We start from the raw sequence: 14059 nt of genomic DNA, 5'->3' as shown, positions 1-14059 counted from the left end.
GCCAAGGAGGAACAGGGGGGATGACCATGGCCCGCACCATCTGGGGGAACCGGCGCGCCCGCCGGTCCGGCGCCCTGTCCGGCACGGTCGACGCCGCGGAGCTCGCCGCCGCGATCACTGCCGTGCGCGAACCGGACGCAGGAGCGGTCCGGCACGAGGGGCTGCGCGTGACCGGCAGGCTCGATCTCGGGCACCGGCGACTCGGCGTCCGGCTCGTGCTCGTCGACTGCGTCTTCGAGGAACCCGTCGACCTCACCGGTCTGACCGTGCCCTCCCTCGACCTGTCCGGCTCCACGCTGCCGGCCCTGCACGCCGACCATCTCGCCGTCGACGGTGAACTGCGCCTGACCGCAGCACGGTTGGGCCACGGCAGTCCCCGTACCCGGCCGATGACCGACCCGTCCGCCCCCGGTACGGGCGCACGGGTGCCCCGCCGCCTCCAGGAAGGCACCGTCAGCGGCGCGCTGCAACTGGCCGACGCGCGGATCGGCGGGAACCTGGTCCTGGACTCGCTGACCGTCGCCGACGACGGCCCCTGGTCGCTGCTCGCCCCGCGACTGATCGTCGGGGGTTCGCTGCACGCCCGCGAACTGATCGCGTCCGGGGCCCTCTACCTGCGCGACGCCCGCGTCACCTACGCCGTGAACCTGCACGCGGCCGACGTCGGCGGCATCGACGCCACCGGCCTGGCCTGCAGCGGCGGCTTCTACGCGGACTGGGGTTTCCGCAGCAGCGGGCAGGTACTGCTGCGGGCCGCCGAGGTCGGCGGTGTGGTCACCTTCCACGACGCCGTACTCGCGGAGCCCGCCGGATCCCTCCTCCTGAGCCGGCTGCGCGTGCCCCGGCTCCGGCTGGACCTGCGCGAGCGGCCCGCCGGGCAGGTGGTGCTCCAGGACGCCTCCGTCGGTGTCCTGGTGGACTCCGAGGCCACCTGGCCCGCGCCCGGCGCCCTGTCCCTGGAGGGACTCGCCTACCAGCGCCTGGAGACCGAGCGGCCCGTCGAAGTCCGCGCCCGCATCGACTGGTTGACCCGGGACGCCCGGGTCGGCGCCGGAGCCTTCGAGCAACTCGCCAAGTCCTACGAGGGCGGCGGAGACGAACGCGCTGCCCGCGCCGTGCGCCACGCCCGCGAACGTCACCTCAGCCGTCACGACCGACTGTCGGGACGGGTCTGGGGCCTCGTCCAGGACGTGCTGTTCGGTTACGGGTACGCCCCGCGCCGGGCCCTGGTCTGGCTGCTGTCCCTCGTGGCCGTCGGCTCGCTGTGGTTCGCCCGCCATCCGCCGCAGCGCGTCGGCGTCGACGACCACCGCGCCTGGGACCCCGTCCTGTACAGCCTCGACCTGCTCGTCCCCATCGCGAGCCTCGGATACCGCGGAGCCTGGGACCCGACCGGCGCGGGCAAGGTGGTCGCACTCGTCCTCGTCGTCTCGGGCTGGACCCTGGCCACCGCCGTCGTCGCCGGCGCCCGCAGGGTGCTGGGCCGCGGCTGAGCGGGCCCGGGCGGGGCGGCCGAGCGTGCCACGGCGGACGCGACCGCCGGTGCGCTCGGCCGCGGGCCCGATTCCCGCCTCCGACGTTCCGGGGCACCTGTGGAAAGGGCTGGAGGCGGGCCGGCGGGTCGACGTGCAGTTCGTCCGGGTCGACCCGCGCAACGCCCCTGTGTCGCTGTCGCCGGCGCGGTCCTGACGCTCCCTCACCCCGACCTGAGCAGGTGGTTCACCGTCCGGCCGAAGACCGCGCGCGACGTCGCCCGTACGACCGGGTCGAAGAGGCCCGGCAGGAAGGGCAGGCGCAGTTCCTCCCGCCACTCCACCCGGGTCCGGCCGCCGGGGCCGGGCCGCACCTCGATCTCGGCCCAGCCGCGGACCACGCGGCCCCGCTTCTCCAGGCGGCAGCGCCCGGGGGTGTCCTCGCCCGGCGGCCGCCAGACGGTGACCTCCATCCGGTCGTCGAAGCCGAACGGCCCGAGGGCGGTGCGGGCCACCACGAGGGTTCCGACGCCGGTGGGCTCCGGCGGGCGCGCGCTGACGCGGGTCAGGGGGACCGTGTCCCCGTGCCGGGGCCAGTCGGTGAGCCGGCGCCAGGTCTCCTGCAGGGGGAGCGGCGCCGTGCGTTGGAGGCGGAAGTCGACCACGCCTTGATCATATGGACCGCGTGTCCTGTCAGGGCCGGTACACCCTGCCGGGTTCGGCCGTGCCGGGCGCCAGGAGCTGGGGGACCGTCACGAAGACGTAGCCGCGTTCCTTGAGGGCGTCGATGATGCCGGGGACGGCGGGGACCGTGCCCGGATAGATGTCGTGCAGCAGGATGATGCCGTCCCGGGACGCCTGGTCGAGGACCCGCCGGGTGATCAGCGCGGAATCTTCGGTCTGGTAGTCCTTGGCGGTGACGCTCCACAGCACCTCCGCCAGGCCCATCTCCTTGCAGATCCGGTGCACGGTGTCGTTCGTGCGGCCCTGCGGAGGGCGCATCAGCGTCGGCCGGTGCCCGGTCAGGCGCTCTATCGCCTCGTTGGGGCGGCGGAGTTCCGCACGTATCTCCTCCGGCTCGATCCGCGTCAGTATCTTGTGGTCCCAGGTGTGGCTGGCGACCTCGTGGCCCTCGGCGGCCATCCGCTGCACCAGCTCGGGGTACTTCTCGATGTGCCGCGCGCCCAGCAGGAAGAACGTCGCCGGGACCTGCTTCTCCTTCAGGATGTCCAACAGCCGCGTGGAGTTCTCGCTGGGACCGGCGTCGAAGGTGAGCGCGATGCACTTGGCCTCGCGGCAGTCGACGGTTCCGAACCGGGCCCCCTGGACGGTGGCGGCCGGGCGGGCGCGGGCGTCGCTGGGTGCCGTGGTGTTCAGGCGGGTGCACCCGCTCAGCGTCAGGATCAGTCCGGCGGCGGCCGACAGGACCGCCGCGGTCCGGAACGCGTTCCCCGTTCTGTGCGTCTTCCTGGTCAGTGAAGGCATGGAGCGACTATACATATGGTGTATACACCATATGTATAGTCCTCGATCGCTGCCCTTTTGCCGAATGTGACGGTCCTCACCAGGTCACGCGCGCCGACGGGAAAGGCGCACCCCCTCGCCGCCGGCAGACCGCGTCCGGCGGCAAGGCGGTGCGATCCGGGTGCCCTTCGGGAGCCCTGCCGAGGGCCGCCCCCGAGGGCACCCGCGGGTCACCAGCCGGTCAGCAGCAGGTGGTTGACGAGGAGCGCGAGGGCCGCCTGGGCCGCCAGCCACGCGCGCGGGCCGCTCAGGAACGCGCCCGCCGGCAGCAGCCACATCACGAACGGCAGCCAGATCCGCTCCGTCTCCGCCTTGCTCATCCCCGACAGGTCGGCCGCCAGCAGCGCCAGCGCCGCGGCCCCCACGAGGACGGCGAGCCTCGCCTCACCGGCGTTCTCGTCCAGCAGCCCGCGCCCCCGCGTGCGCAGCAGCGCACCGCCCGCGCGGCGCAGGCCCGCCACGGTCGCGAGCCCGACGAGCAGGACCGTGCAGGCGAGGTTGGCCCACACCCAGTAGGCGTAGGGCCGGATGCCGCCCGCCCCCTCGTAGTAGCGGCGCACGAGCAGGTGGTAGGCCTCCCACCAGTCGAAGCCGGCGAGGGTGAACACGGTCGGTACCACGGCCGCCCCGGCCACCAGCCAGGGCAGTGCCCGCAGCCTGCCCCGCCCCAGCAGCAGCACCGCCCCGCCGATCAGCGCGAACAGCGTCAGACCGTACGACAGGTAGCAGGTCAGCCCGAACAGCAGGCCCGAGCCCGCCGCCCACACCGCAGGCCCCCCGGTCACCGCCAGCGCCAGCAGGGCCACCGACCAGGCGGCCACGGCCGCGAAGTACGCGTCGGGCGCCGCGCCCATGAACACCGCGGCCGGCGCGAGCACCAGGAACGGTGCCGCCCGACGCGCCAGGCCCTCCCCGCTCAGCGCGCGCACCGCGACGAGGACGGCCACGCACGCCGACGCGCCGACGGTGATGCACCAGGCCCCCGCCCAGCCGCCGCCCCCCAGTCCGATCCGGTCCAGCAGGACGAAGGTGAGGACGGCGCCCGGCGGATGGCCGGCGACGTGCGCGGGCCAGTTGTCGGGGGAGTGCAGCAGGATGTGGTGGGTGAAGTCCTGCAGCGCGGCGTGGATGTCGTGGAAGCGGCCGACGGCCGGCACGTACTCGAAGCGGGTGGTCAGCCGGCCCACGACACCGCGCTGCCAGCCGTCGATCAGGGCCAGCGACCAGATCCAGGCCAGGGCGGTGCCGTAGGCCGCCCACAGCAGGGCCCGCCAGGGCAGCCGGGCGGCGACGGCGGGGCCGTACGCCACGACGGCGACGGCGAGTGCCACCGCGGCCGGCGTGCCCGGCCCGACGTGCGGGTCCCAGGAGCCCACCAGCGGGGGCCAGCCCACGAAGAGCGTGTGGTCGGAGTCCTCGATGCGGCGGCCGATGACGACGGCGGCCACGACGAGCAGGACGGCCGCCAGGACGGCGGCCAGGTCGCGGTAACGGGAACGGATCACATCGTCGAACGCTAGGGTGCGTGGACCACGAGCGGGGGGTGACCGGCAGGGACGTCAGCGTTTCGTCATGGGTCGTGCACCCGTTGGCGGCCCCTTCGGGGCCTACGGTCGTCTCATGCACGACCAACGCCTCCCCTCCTCGCCCGGCTTCTGGCGCAGCCCGCTGCGCGGCCCGTGGCTCACCTCGGTGCTCGGCGTCGTCCTGCTCGCCGGGATCACGCTGCTGTTCGTGACGGGACTGCTGTCGTACGCCGCCTACAACCCGGACCTGTCATCGGTCAACGACAAGACGCCCGGCAAGGGCCTGCTCGGCTTCTACCTGTTCGCCTGGCCGACGAGTCCGTACTGGCTGTACCGGCTCACCCAGGGCGTCCACGTCACCCTCGGCATCACCCTCATCCCCGTCGTACTGGCCAAGCTGTGGTCGGTGGTGCCGAAACTGTTCGCCCTGCCACCGGCCCGCTCCCTCTCCCACGCCCTGGAGCGGATCTCCCTGCTGCTCCTCGTCGGCGGTGTGCTGTTCGAGTTCACCACCGGCGCGCTCAACATCCAGTTGGACTACCTCTTCCCGGGGTCGTTCTACCCCCTGCACTTCTACGGCGCCTGGGTGTTCTTCGCCGCGTTCGCCCTGCACGTGGCGCTGCGGCTGCCCGCGGCGCTGCGCAATCTGCGGCACCTCAGGAGCGGGCGCGAGCGGGAGGGCGAGGAACTGGTCTCCCCGCAGCCCGATCCGCCGACCGTCTCCCGCCGCGGAGCCCTGTGGCTGGTCGGCGGCGCCTCGCTGCTGCTGTTCGGCACGACCGTGGGGCAGAGCCTGGGCGGGGCCTGGCGGCGGACCGCGCTGCTCGCCCCGCACGGCGGCGCCGACCCGGGCAGCGGGCCCGGCGGGTTCCAGATCAACAAGACCGCCTCGTACGCGGGGATCGACCCGCGGGAGACCGGCGACGAGGCGTGGCGGCTCGTGGTCACCGGCCGCACCGGGGCCGTCCGCCTCTCCCGCGCCGACCTGATGCGGATGCCGCTGTACAGCGTCGCGCTACCCATCGCCTGCGTGGAGGGCTGGTCCACCGACGACCAGTGGTGGCGCGGGGTGCGGCTGCGCGACCTCGCCGCGCTCGTGGGCCACGAGAGCGATCCGCCGGACGTGTTCGTGGAGTCGCTGCAGCGGCACGGCGCCTTCCGGAGCGCCGCCCTGCGCGACAACCAGGTCGCCGACGCGCGTTCCCTGCTCGCCCTCTACGTCAACGGCGAGCCCCTCACCCTCGACCACGGCCACCCGGCCCGTGTCATCGTGCCCGGGGCGCCCGGTGTGATGAACACCAAATGGGTGGCCCGGATGACGTTCGGAGACCTGTGATGACCCGGCGACCGGAACTGCTGCGGCGTCTGCCGCCGCTCGGCAGCCCCCTGCACCTGCTCCTGCTGGCCTGCTCCTTCGCCCTCGCCGGATACGCCGGCGTGCGCCTGCTGGACGGAGACTGGTTCGGCATCCTGCTGTGGTTCGTGGGAGCGGCACTCCTGCACGACCTGGTGCTGCTGCCGCTCTACTCGGTGGCTGACCGCGCTGTCGTGCAGACGTTCGGTGCGGCGGGGTCCCGGGAGCTGGCCGTGTACGTGCGTGTGCCGGCGGTGCTGTCGGGGCTGCTGCTGCTCGTGTGGTTCCCGCTGATCAGCGGCCGGGTCGCGGACCGCTACCGGTCGGTGACCGGGCTGTCGCCCGACGGCTTCCTCGCGCGCTGGCTGCTGATCAGCGCCGTACTGTTCGGGGGCTCGGCGCTTCTGCTCCTGCTGCGGCTGCGCCGACTGCGGCGACTGCGCAGCGCCACGAAGCAGCGTCCGCCGGCCACCCACTGATCGACGGCACGCCAGCCCAGCGGGCGGGCGTGCCGCAGCAGCGCCGCCGTGCCCAGGCGGGCCCAGGGGAAGGGCGCGCTGGTACCGCCGCGGGCGTCGGTCACCTGGACGTGGACGCGTTCGTCGACGTCCACCGGGACCGTCTCGGCGATCAGCAGACCTCCGGGCGCGAGCAGCCGGTGCACCCGGGCCAGCAGGGCGCGCGGGTCGCCGCCGATGCCCACGTTGCCGTCGACCAGGAGGGCGGTGCCCCACCGGCCCTCGTCCGGCACCGGCTCGAACACCGAGCGGTGCAGAGCCCGCCCGCCCAGCCCCACGGTGCGGGCCACGGCGACCTCGCTGACATCGATGCCGAGCGCCGTGACGCCCCGCTCGGCGAGCTCGGCCACCAGGCGTCCCGGGCCGCAGCCCACGTCCAGGACGGAGCCCTCGCAGCGGCGCAGCACGTCGAGGTCGGCCTCGTCGGCCCGCGCGCACCATCGCTCCACCTCCAGCGGCAGCAGCCAGCCGTCGCCCCGGCTCAGGAACAGCGGGCCGCGCCCGGAGCGCACGGCGTCGGCGTAGGGGTCGGCGGACCAGGAGCGGTCCGAGGCGGCGGGGACGGATCGGGTGCCTGTCGTGGCCTTGGTCGCCACCAGGTGGTGTGCGGTGCTCATCGTCCTGGGACCGCCTGTCCACGGACGTCCTCGCCCCGCGCCGTCACCCGCACGCGGGCCAGCTCGGCGGCGAACCGGCCGTGCGGCGCCTCGGCGGCGACCGCGTCGGCGTCGGCGGCCGTGTCCACGTCCCGCAACGGCGAGAGGTCGCGCACCCGCAGTCCGGCGTCGACCAGCCGGCCCCGCTGCACCGCTCCGGTGTCGGCCCGCGACATCGGCACCCCGCGCAGCAGCTCCGGGTCGGGTGCGGCCAGGCCCAGTGCCCAGAAGCCGCCGTCGTGCGCGGGCCCGAAGCAGGCGTCGCAGTCCGCGAAGTCGACGGCGAGCAGCTCCGGCGACACCTGCGGGGTGTCCATGCCGATCAGCAGGGCGGGCCCGGTGCAGGCCGCGAAGGCCGCGGCGAGCCGCTCGTCCAGCCCGCCGCCGCACTGCGGCACGACGTCGAAGCCCGGCGGCAGCCAGGGACCGGGGTGCCCGTCCAGCACGAGCACGCGCCGGGAGGCGGGCGTCCGCGCCACCGTGCTCAGGGTGTCCGCGAGGGCGGCCGCGGCCAGCTCCGCGGCCTGCGCGGGCGTGTACGGCGGGGTGAGCCGGGTCTTCACCCGCCCGGGCCGCGGCTCCTTGGCGATGACGAGCAGGGTGGTCACCTGGGGGTTCCTTCCGTCAGGGATGCGCCGGCAGGCTCGGCCAGCACCCGGCTCATGTCACGTACCGCCTGCCAGGTGCCGCGCCAGGTGCCGGTCACCTTGGAGGCACCGGTGCGGGGCAGGTACGGCACGTCGTGCTCGCGGATCCGCCAGCCGGCGTCCGCTGCGCGCACGACCATCTCCAGCGGATAGCCGCTGCGCCGGTCGGTCAGCCCGAGCCCGAGCAGCGCGTCGCGGCGCGCGGCCCGCAGGGGGCCCAGGTCGTGCAGGCGCAGTCCGGTGCGTCGGCGCAGCATCCGGGCGAGAGCGAGGTTCCCCGCCCGGGCGTGTGCGGGCCAGGCGCCCCGGCCCTGCGGGCGGCGGCGCCCGAGGACCAGGTCGGCTCCGTCCTCGCGCACCTCGCGCACGAACGGCGCGAGCAGGGAGGGATCCAGCGAGGCGTCGCAGTCGCAGAAGCAGACGACGTCGGCGGTGGCCGCGGTCAGACCCGCGTGGCAGGCCGCGCCGAAGCCGCGCCGCGACTCCTGCACGACGGTCGCGCCGAGGCTGCGGGCGATGTCCGCGGAGCCGTCGGTGGAACCGTTGTCCACCACCAGCGCCCGCCACCCGGCGGGAATGCGGGCCAGCACCCAGGGCAGGGCCTCGGCCTCGTTCAGACAGGGAAGGACGACGTCGACGTCCGGTGTCGGGGAGGTAGGCAATGGGGCAGTCACGGCTCTCACCCTACGGATACGAAAGGGATATAAGGGGTGCAGGCGTCTTACGAAACGCGGACGTCCGGGCCGTGCGTCCCCGTGTCGGACGCCGCAGTGCGACGCTGGGGGCATGCACCAGCCGTACGAAGCTCCCGGCACCCCGCGGGACCCGGGCGCCCGGGTCCTGGTCGTCGACGACGACCCCACCGTCGCCGAGGTCGTCTCGGGCTACCTCGACCGCGCCGGATACGTCGTCGACCGCGCCGGCGACGGGCCTGCCGCCCTCGCCCGCGCCGCCGCGCACTGGCCCGACCTGGTCGTGCTCGACCTGATGCTGCCGGGCATGGACGGTCTGGAGGTGTGCCGCCGGATGCGCGGCCAGGGCCCGGTCCCGGTCATCATGCTCACCGCCCGCGGTGACGAGGACGACCGCATCCTGGGCCTGGAGGTCGGCGCCGACGACTACGTCACCAAGCCCTTCAGCCCCCGCGAACTCGTTCTGCGCGTCGAGTCCGTGCTGCGCCGTACCCGCCCCGTGGCGACGCCGGGTCTGCTGCGCGCCGCGGGCATCGAGGTGGACCCGTCGGCCCGCCGTGCCGCCAAGAACGGCACCGAACTCGCCCTCACCATCCGCGAGTTCGACCTCCTCGCGTTCCTCCTGCGCCACCCGGGCAGGGCCTTCGGCCGGGAGGAGCTGATGCGCGAGGTGTGGGGCTGGGACTTCGGCGACCTGTCCACGGTCACCGTCCACGTCCGCCGGCTGCGCGGCAAGGTCGAGGACGACCCGGCCCGCCCCCGCCTCATCCAGACCGTGTGGGGCGTCGGCTACCGCTTCGAGGTCCCCGGGGACGGGAGCTGACCGTGCACGACATCCTGCTCATCGCCTTCTACGCCTTCCTCGGAGCCACCGCGGCCGGCCTGCTCGGCGCGGCCGTCCTGGTGCTGATCCGCCGCCGCTCCCTCACCGCGTCGCTCAGCGTCGTCGCCGTCGTCGCGGTGACCGCGATGCTGGCGGGCACCCTGGCCGTCGCCTGGGCGATGTTCCTCTCGCCCCACGACCTGACCGTCGTCACCACCGTCGTCGCCATGGCCGCCGTGGTGTCCCTGGCCACCGCGCTGCTGCTGGGCCGTTGGGTCGTCGCCCGCAGCCGCGACCTCGCCCGCGCCGCCCGCGCGCTCGGCGACGACGGCGCCTTCGCCGCGCCCGACGGCCCGGCCACCGCCGAACTCGCCGCGCTCAGCCGCGAGCTGGCGGCCACCAGTGCCAAACTGGCCGACTCCCGGGAGCGGGAGCGCGCCCTGGAGTCCTCGCGCCGCGAACTCGTCGCCTGGATCTCGCACGACCTGCGCACGCCGCTGGCCGGACTGCGCGCCATGGCCGAGGCTCTGGAGGACGGCGTCGCCGCCGATCCCGACCGCTACCTGCGCCAGATCCGCACCGAGGTCGAACGCCTCAACGGCATGGTCGGCGACCTGTTCGAACTGTCCCGCATCCACGCGGGCTCGCTCGCCCTCGCCCCCGCCCGGATCTCCCTGTACGACCTGGTCGGCGACGCCCTCGCCGGCGCCGACCCGCTCGCCCGGGAACTGGGCGTGAAACTCGTCGGCGCCCGCATCGCGCAGGTGCCGGTCGAGGTCGACGGCAAGGAGATGAGCCGCGTCCTGGGCAACCTCCTCGTCAACGCCATCCGCCGCACCCCCGCCGACGGCACGGTGGCCGTCGCCGCCGAGCGCTCGGCGGACGGCGTGGTGCTGTCGGTGTCCGACGGCTGCGGAGGCATCCCCGAGGAGGACCTGCCCCGCGTCTTCGACACCGGCTGGCGCGGCAGCCACGCCCGGACACCCCCCGCGGGCGCGGGCCTCGGCCTGGCCATCGTCCGCGGCATCGTCGAGGCCCACCAGGGCCACACCGCCGTCCGCAACATCCCCGGCGGCTGCCGCTTCGAGGTGACCCTCCCCACGGCCCCCGGCTGACGGGGGTGCGTCCCCCCGGCCCGCCCCACGACGAGCCCCCGGCGGCCCGGCGAGCAAGAACCCCGTCCGCCCGGCAGTGCCCGGCACGCACGCGTCGACGCCCGGATCCCACCGGGCACACAGGCCGCACCGCGCCGCGGAACACCGCCCGACGCGGTTTCGCCCTACCGCCGGTGCCGCCGGGGGCGGGCCGGGCCGCTCACCGACCGCGCAGCGGCGCCCCGGCGAACTCCCGCATCCCCTCGGTGAACGCCACCTCCGGCTTCCAGCCCAGCTCCGCCCGCAACCGGGAGGAGTCGGCGGTGATGTGCCGCACGTCGCCCAGGCGGTACTCGCCGGTCACGACCGGAACCGGCCCGCCGTGGGCGTCGGCCAGCGCCCGCGCCATCTCGCCCACGGTGTGCGGCTCGCCGCTGCCGGTGTTGTAGGCGGCGAGCACTCCGGGGCGGCCCTCCGCCTCCAGCGCCACGGCGTTGGCCGCGGCCACGTCCCGCACGTGCACGAAGTCCCGCCGCTGCCGCCCGTCCTCGAACACCCGCGGCGACTCACCGCGCGCCAGCGCCGACCGGAAGAACGAGGCGACCCCGGCGTACGGCGTGTCACGGGGCATCCGCGGGCCGTACACGTTGTGGTAGCGCAGCGACACCGCCGTCCCGCCCGTGGCCCGCGCCCACGCCGCCGTCAGATGCTCCTGGGCCAGCTTGGTCGTCGCGTACACGTTGCGCGGATCGAGCGGCGCGTCCTCGCCCACCAGCCCGGGCGCCAACTCCGCACCGCACTGCGGGCACACCGGCTCGAACCGCCCGCCGTCGAGATCGTCGACCGCCCGGGGCCCCGGCCGCACGACACCGTGGCGCGGGCACTCGTAACGGCCCTCCCCGTACACCACCATCGACCCCGCCAGCACCAGCCGCCGCACACCCGCCGCGGCCATCGCGGAGAGGAGCACGGCCGTCCCGAGGTCGTTGCGCGAGACGTACTCCGGCGCGTCGTCCACCCCGTTGCCGAGGCCGACCATCGCCGCCTGGTGGCACACGGCGTCCACACCGGACAGTGCCCGCGCGACGGCCGCGTCGTTCCGCACGTCCGACGCCGGATCCTCGCGCACGTCGAACACGATCGGCTCGTGCCCGCGCTCGGCGAGCGCCTCGACGACATGGGACCCGATGAACCCGGCACCGCCGGTGACCAGTACACGCATACGCCGCAGGCTAGGACGCCGGGCCCGCTTCGGCCGAGGAGCACGCCGCACCCGTCACGGATCGGTAAGAACCGGCCGACCGGCCCCACACCCCCGGGAAGGGACGTTCGGCCCCACCCCGGGACGGTGCCGGGGACGTTCGGCCCTGTCGGAACCGGGCGCCCCATTGATCATCTGGCCTGGTCACGACATGCACAGCTGGGGAGGACACCGTCCGGTGGACGAGGCACAGATACGACAGCAGACGGGCACCGCACGGCCCGGCGCCGAGGTCACCGCGGCCGGGGGAGCCGCGACCGGGGGCACCGTGGCAGCACGGACCACCACCGGCCGCGCCCCGCGGCCCTCGTGGGCGGAATGGCTGACCACCACCGACCACAAGAAGATCGGGACGATGTACCTCGTCACCGCGTTCGTGTTCTTCCTGGTCGGCGGAGTCATGGCGCTGCTGATGCGGGCCGAACTCGCCCGCCCCGGGTTGCAGATCATGTCGAACGAGCAGTTCAACCAGGCGTTCACGATGCACGGCTCGATCATGCTGCTGATGTTCGCCATGCCGCTGTTCACCGGCTTCGCCAACTGGATCATGCCGTTGCAGATCGGCGCCCCGGACGTCGCCTTCCCGCGACTGAACATGCTGGCCTACTGGCTCTTCCTGTTCGGCTCCTCGATCGCCGCGTTCGGGTTCCTCACCCCGGGCGGTGCCGCCGACTTCGGCTGGTTCCTCTACGCGCCGCTGTCCGACGCCGTCCACTCGCCCGGCCTCGGCGCCGACCTGTGGATCATGGGCGTGGCCCTGTCCGGCTTCGGCTCCATCCTCGGCGCCGTCAACTTCATCACCACCATCATCTGCATGCGCGCGCCCGGCATGACCATGTTCCGCATGCCGATCTTCACGTGGAACGTGCTGCTGACCGCGGTGCTGGTCCTGATCGTGTTCCCGGTGCTGGCGGCGGCCCTGTTCGCGCTGGAGTGCGACCGCAAGTTCGGCAGCCACGTCTTCGACGCGGCCAACGGCGGCGCGCTGCTGTGGCAGCACCTGTTCTGGTTCTTCGGCCATCCCGAGGTGTACATCCTGGCGCTGCCGTTCTTCGGGATCGTCTCCGAGGTCGTCCCGGTCTTCGCCCGCAAGCCCATGTTCGGCTACATGGGCCTCATCGGCGCGACCATCGCGATCGCCGGCCTGTCGGTGACCGTGTGGGCCCACCACATGTACGTCACCGGTGGAGTCCTCCTGCCCTTCTTCTCCTTCATGACCTTCCTCATCGCCGTCCCGACGGGCGTGAAGTTCTTCAACTGGATCGGCACCATGTGGAAGGGCAGCCTCTCCTTCGAGACACCGATGCTGTGGACCACCGGCTTCCTGGTCACGTTCGTCTTCGGCGGTCTCACCGGCGTCATCCTGGCCGCGCCGCCCATGGACTTCCACCTGTCCGACTCGTACTTCGTCGTCGCGCACTTCCACTACACGGTGTTCGGCACGGTCGTGTACGCGATGTTCGCCGGATTCCACTTCTGGTGGCCCAAGTTCACCGGCAAGCTGCTCGACGAACGCCTCGGGAAGATCACCTTCTGGACGCTGACGGTCGGCTTCCACCTCACCTTCCTGGTCCAGCACTGGCTGGGCGCCGAGGGGATGCCGCGCCGCTACGCCGACTACCTCGCCGCCGACGGCTTCACCGCGCTCAACACCCTCTCCACGATCGGCTCGTTCCTGCTCGGGCTGTCGATCCTGCCGTTCTGCTACAACGTCTGGAAGACCGCCCGGTACGGCAAGCCGGTCGACGTCGACGACCCCTGGGGCTACGGCCGCTCGCTGGAGTGGGCCACCTCCTGCCCGCCGCCGCGGCACAACTTCACCTCACTGCCGCGGATCCGCTCCGAGTCGCCGGCGTTCGACCTGCACCACCCGGAGATCGCGGCGAAGGCGGCGGTGTAGCCGTGGCACAGCCCGCTCTGGCCCTGGGCACGGCCCTGCTCACCCTCTCCGGCAGCGTCTGGTACCTGCCGGCCCTCGCGGAGGTGCGCGCGGGAGCGGACCGGCCCGACTCCCGCCGCAGCGCGGCGGCGGCCTGCCTGAGCGGCTGGGCCACCGTCGCCTGCCTTGCCGCGGTCCTGCTCCTGACGGAGACCTGGCGCCTCCCGGCCGCGCTCGCCGCGGCGGGCACGGCTCTCACCGCCGCGCTCCGGATCCGCGCGGCCCTGCGGGCCCGGCGCGAGGCCCGGGAGGCCGCCCGCCACTGGGCGGAGCTCCGCCGGCACCCTCCGCGCCGCGGCACCCACGACGCCCGGACCCGCTTCGCCGTCCTCCTCGGTGCCGGTCTGGCCGCCGCGGCGGCCACCGCGATCCTCCTCGCGGCGGGCGCACCCGGCACCTGGCCGGGCTGGACCGTCGCCGTCGTTCCCGCACTCCTGACGGCGGCGGCCCTCGCCCTCGCGAGCGGCAGGGCACGCACGGCCCGCCGCCACGCGACCCGCACCGGCTGACGCCGTCCGCCCCCGGCGGCACACCGCCGGACACGACGAAGGGT

General features: G+C 74.0%; 13 protein-coding genes. 6 read left to right on the top strand and 7 right to left on the bottom strand.

All coding sequences use genetic code 11. The annotated features are described in order from the left end of the window. Window positions 1-20: 20 nt before the first annotated feature. A complete protein-coding gene (locus JS756_RS11055) occupies window positions 21-1493 on the top strand; it encodes a hypothetical protein (protein WP_205382838.1) in 1473 nt (490 codons plus the stop codon). Window positions 1494-1696: 203 nt separating this feature from the next. Here JS756_RS11055 and JS756_RS11050 read toward each other — a convergent pair whose 3' ends face one another. The 3 genes from JS756_RS11050 to JS756_RS11040 form a co-directional block, all read right to left on the bottom strand. After that, the gene (locus JS756_RS11050; protein ID WP_205382837.1) at window positions 1697-2137 is read right to left on the bottom strand and encodes an SRPBCC family protein; all 441 of its coding nucleotides are present in this window, start codon (window positions 2135-2137) and stop codon (window positions 1697-1699) included. Window positions 2138-2165: 28 nt separating this feature from the next. Further along, the gene (locus JS756_RS11045; RefSeq protein ID WP_240203560.1) at window positions 2166-2957 is read right to left on the bottom strand and encodes a polysaccharide deacetylase family protein; all 792 of its coding nucleotides are present in this window, start codon (window positions 2955-2957) and stop codon (window positions 2166-2168) included. A gap of 209 nt (window positions 2958-3166) precedes the next feature. Further along, window positions 3167-4501, bottom strand: a complete 1335-nt coding sequence (locus tag JS756_RS11040) for a hypothetical protein (protein WP_205382835.1) — start codon at window positions 4499-4501, stop codon at window positions 3167-3169. Between the two features lie 115 nt (window positions 4502-4616). Here JS756_RS11040 and JS756_RS11035 point away from each other — a divergent pair, with 115 nt between their 5' ends. Then, complete coding sequence (locus tag JS756_RS11035) at window positions 4617-5858, top strand: molybdopterin-dependent oxidoreductase (RefSeq protein ID WP_205382834.1); 1242 nt, start codon at window positions 4617-4619, stop codon at window positions 5856-5858. Window positions 5859-6192: 334 nt separating this feature from the next. On the opposite strand, the gene JS756_RS37790 is transcribed toward JS756_RS11035, so the two are convergent. Genes JS756_RS37790 through JS756_RS11015 form a run of 3 tightly spaced genes read right to left on the bottom strand, consistent with a single transcriptional unit; the run spans window position 6193 to window position 8371 of the window. Then, window positions 6193-7011 (bottom strand): methyltransferase domain-containing protein, encoded by an 819-nt coding sequence (locus JS756_RS37790; RefSeq protein ID WP_205382833.1) that lies wholly within the window; start codon window positions 7009-7011, stop codon window positions 6193-6195. Next, window positions 7008-7658 carry a TIGR04282 family arsenosugar biosynthesis glycosyltransferase gene (locus JS756_RS11020; protein ID WP_205382832.1) on the bottom strand — a complete coding sequence of 217 codons (651 nt, stop codon included), beginning with the start codon at window positions 7656-7658 and terminating at the stop codon, window positions 7008-7010. Before JS756_RS11020 ends, JS756_RS37790 begins: the two co-directional genes overlap by 4 nt. Further along, window positions 7655-8371: a glycosyltransferase family 2 protein gene (locus JS756_RS11015; protein ID WP_438817298.1), complete on the bottom strand. Its 717-nt coding sequence runs from the start codon at window positions 8369-8371 to the stop codon at window positions 7655-7657. Before JS756_RS11015 ends, JS756_RS11020 begins: the two co-directional genes overlap by 4 nt. Window positions 8372-8483: 112 nt before the next feature. Between JS756_RS11015 and JS756_RS11010 the strand changes: the two genes are divergently transcribed. Both JS756_RS11010 and JS756_RS11005 read left to right on the top strand, forming a co-directional pair. Beyond that, window positions 8484-9212 carry a response regulator transcription factor gene (locus tag JS756_RS11010; RefSeq protein WP_205382831.1) on the top strand — a complete coding sequence of 243 codons (729 nt, stop codon included), beginning with the start codon at window positions 8484-8486 and terminating at the stop codon, window positions 9210-9212. A gap of 2 nt (window positions 9213-9214) precedes the next feature. Continuing rightward, window positions 9215-10327: a sensor histidine kinase gene (locus tag JS756_RS11005; protein ID WP_205382830.1), complete on the top strand. Its 1113-nt coding sequence runs from the start codon at window positions 9215-9217 to the stop codon at window positions 10325-10327. 199 nt (window positions 10328-10526) lie between these two features. On the opposite strand, the gene JS756_RS11000 is transcribed toward JS756_RS11005, so the two are convergent. Then, a complete protein-coding gene (locus JS756_RS11000; protein ID WP_205382829.1) occupies window positions 10527-11528 on the bottom strand; it encodes an NAD-dependent epimerase/dehydratase family protein in 1002 nt (333 codons plus the stop codon). Window positions 11529-11745: 217 nt separating this feature from the next. Here JS756_RS11000 and ctaD point away from each other — a divergent pair, with 217 nt between their 5' ends. Both ctaD and JS756_RS10990 read left to right on the top strand, forming a co-directional pair. Further along, entirely contained in the window at window positions 11746-13467 is a 1722-nt protein-coding gene (gene ctaD, locus JS756_RS10995) for an aa3-type cytochrome oxidase subunit I (RefSeq protein ID WP_205382828.1), read from the top strand. A 2-nt stretch (window positions 13468-13469) separates the two neighbouring features. Continuing rightward, window positions 13470-14015: a hypothetical protein gene (locus tag JS756_RS10990; RefSeq protein ID WP_205382827.1), complete on the top strand. Its 546-nt coding sequence runs from the start codon at window positions 13470-13472 to the stop codon at window positions 14013-14015. The last annotated feature ends 44 nt before the right edge of the window (window positions 14016-14059 follow it).

This window comes from Streptomyces actuosus (genome assembly GCF_016921115.1).
GTDB lineage: Bacteria > Actinomycetota > Actinomycetes > Streptomycetales > Streptomycetaceae > Streptomyces > Streptomyces actuosus_A.
This window is presented reverse-complemented; position numbering and strand designations above follow the sequence as displayed.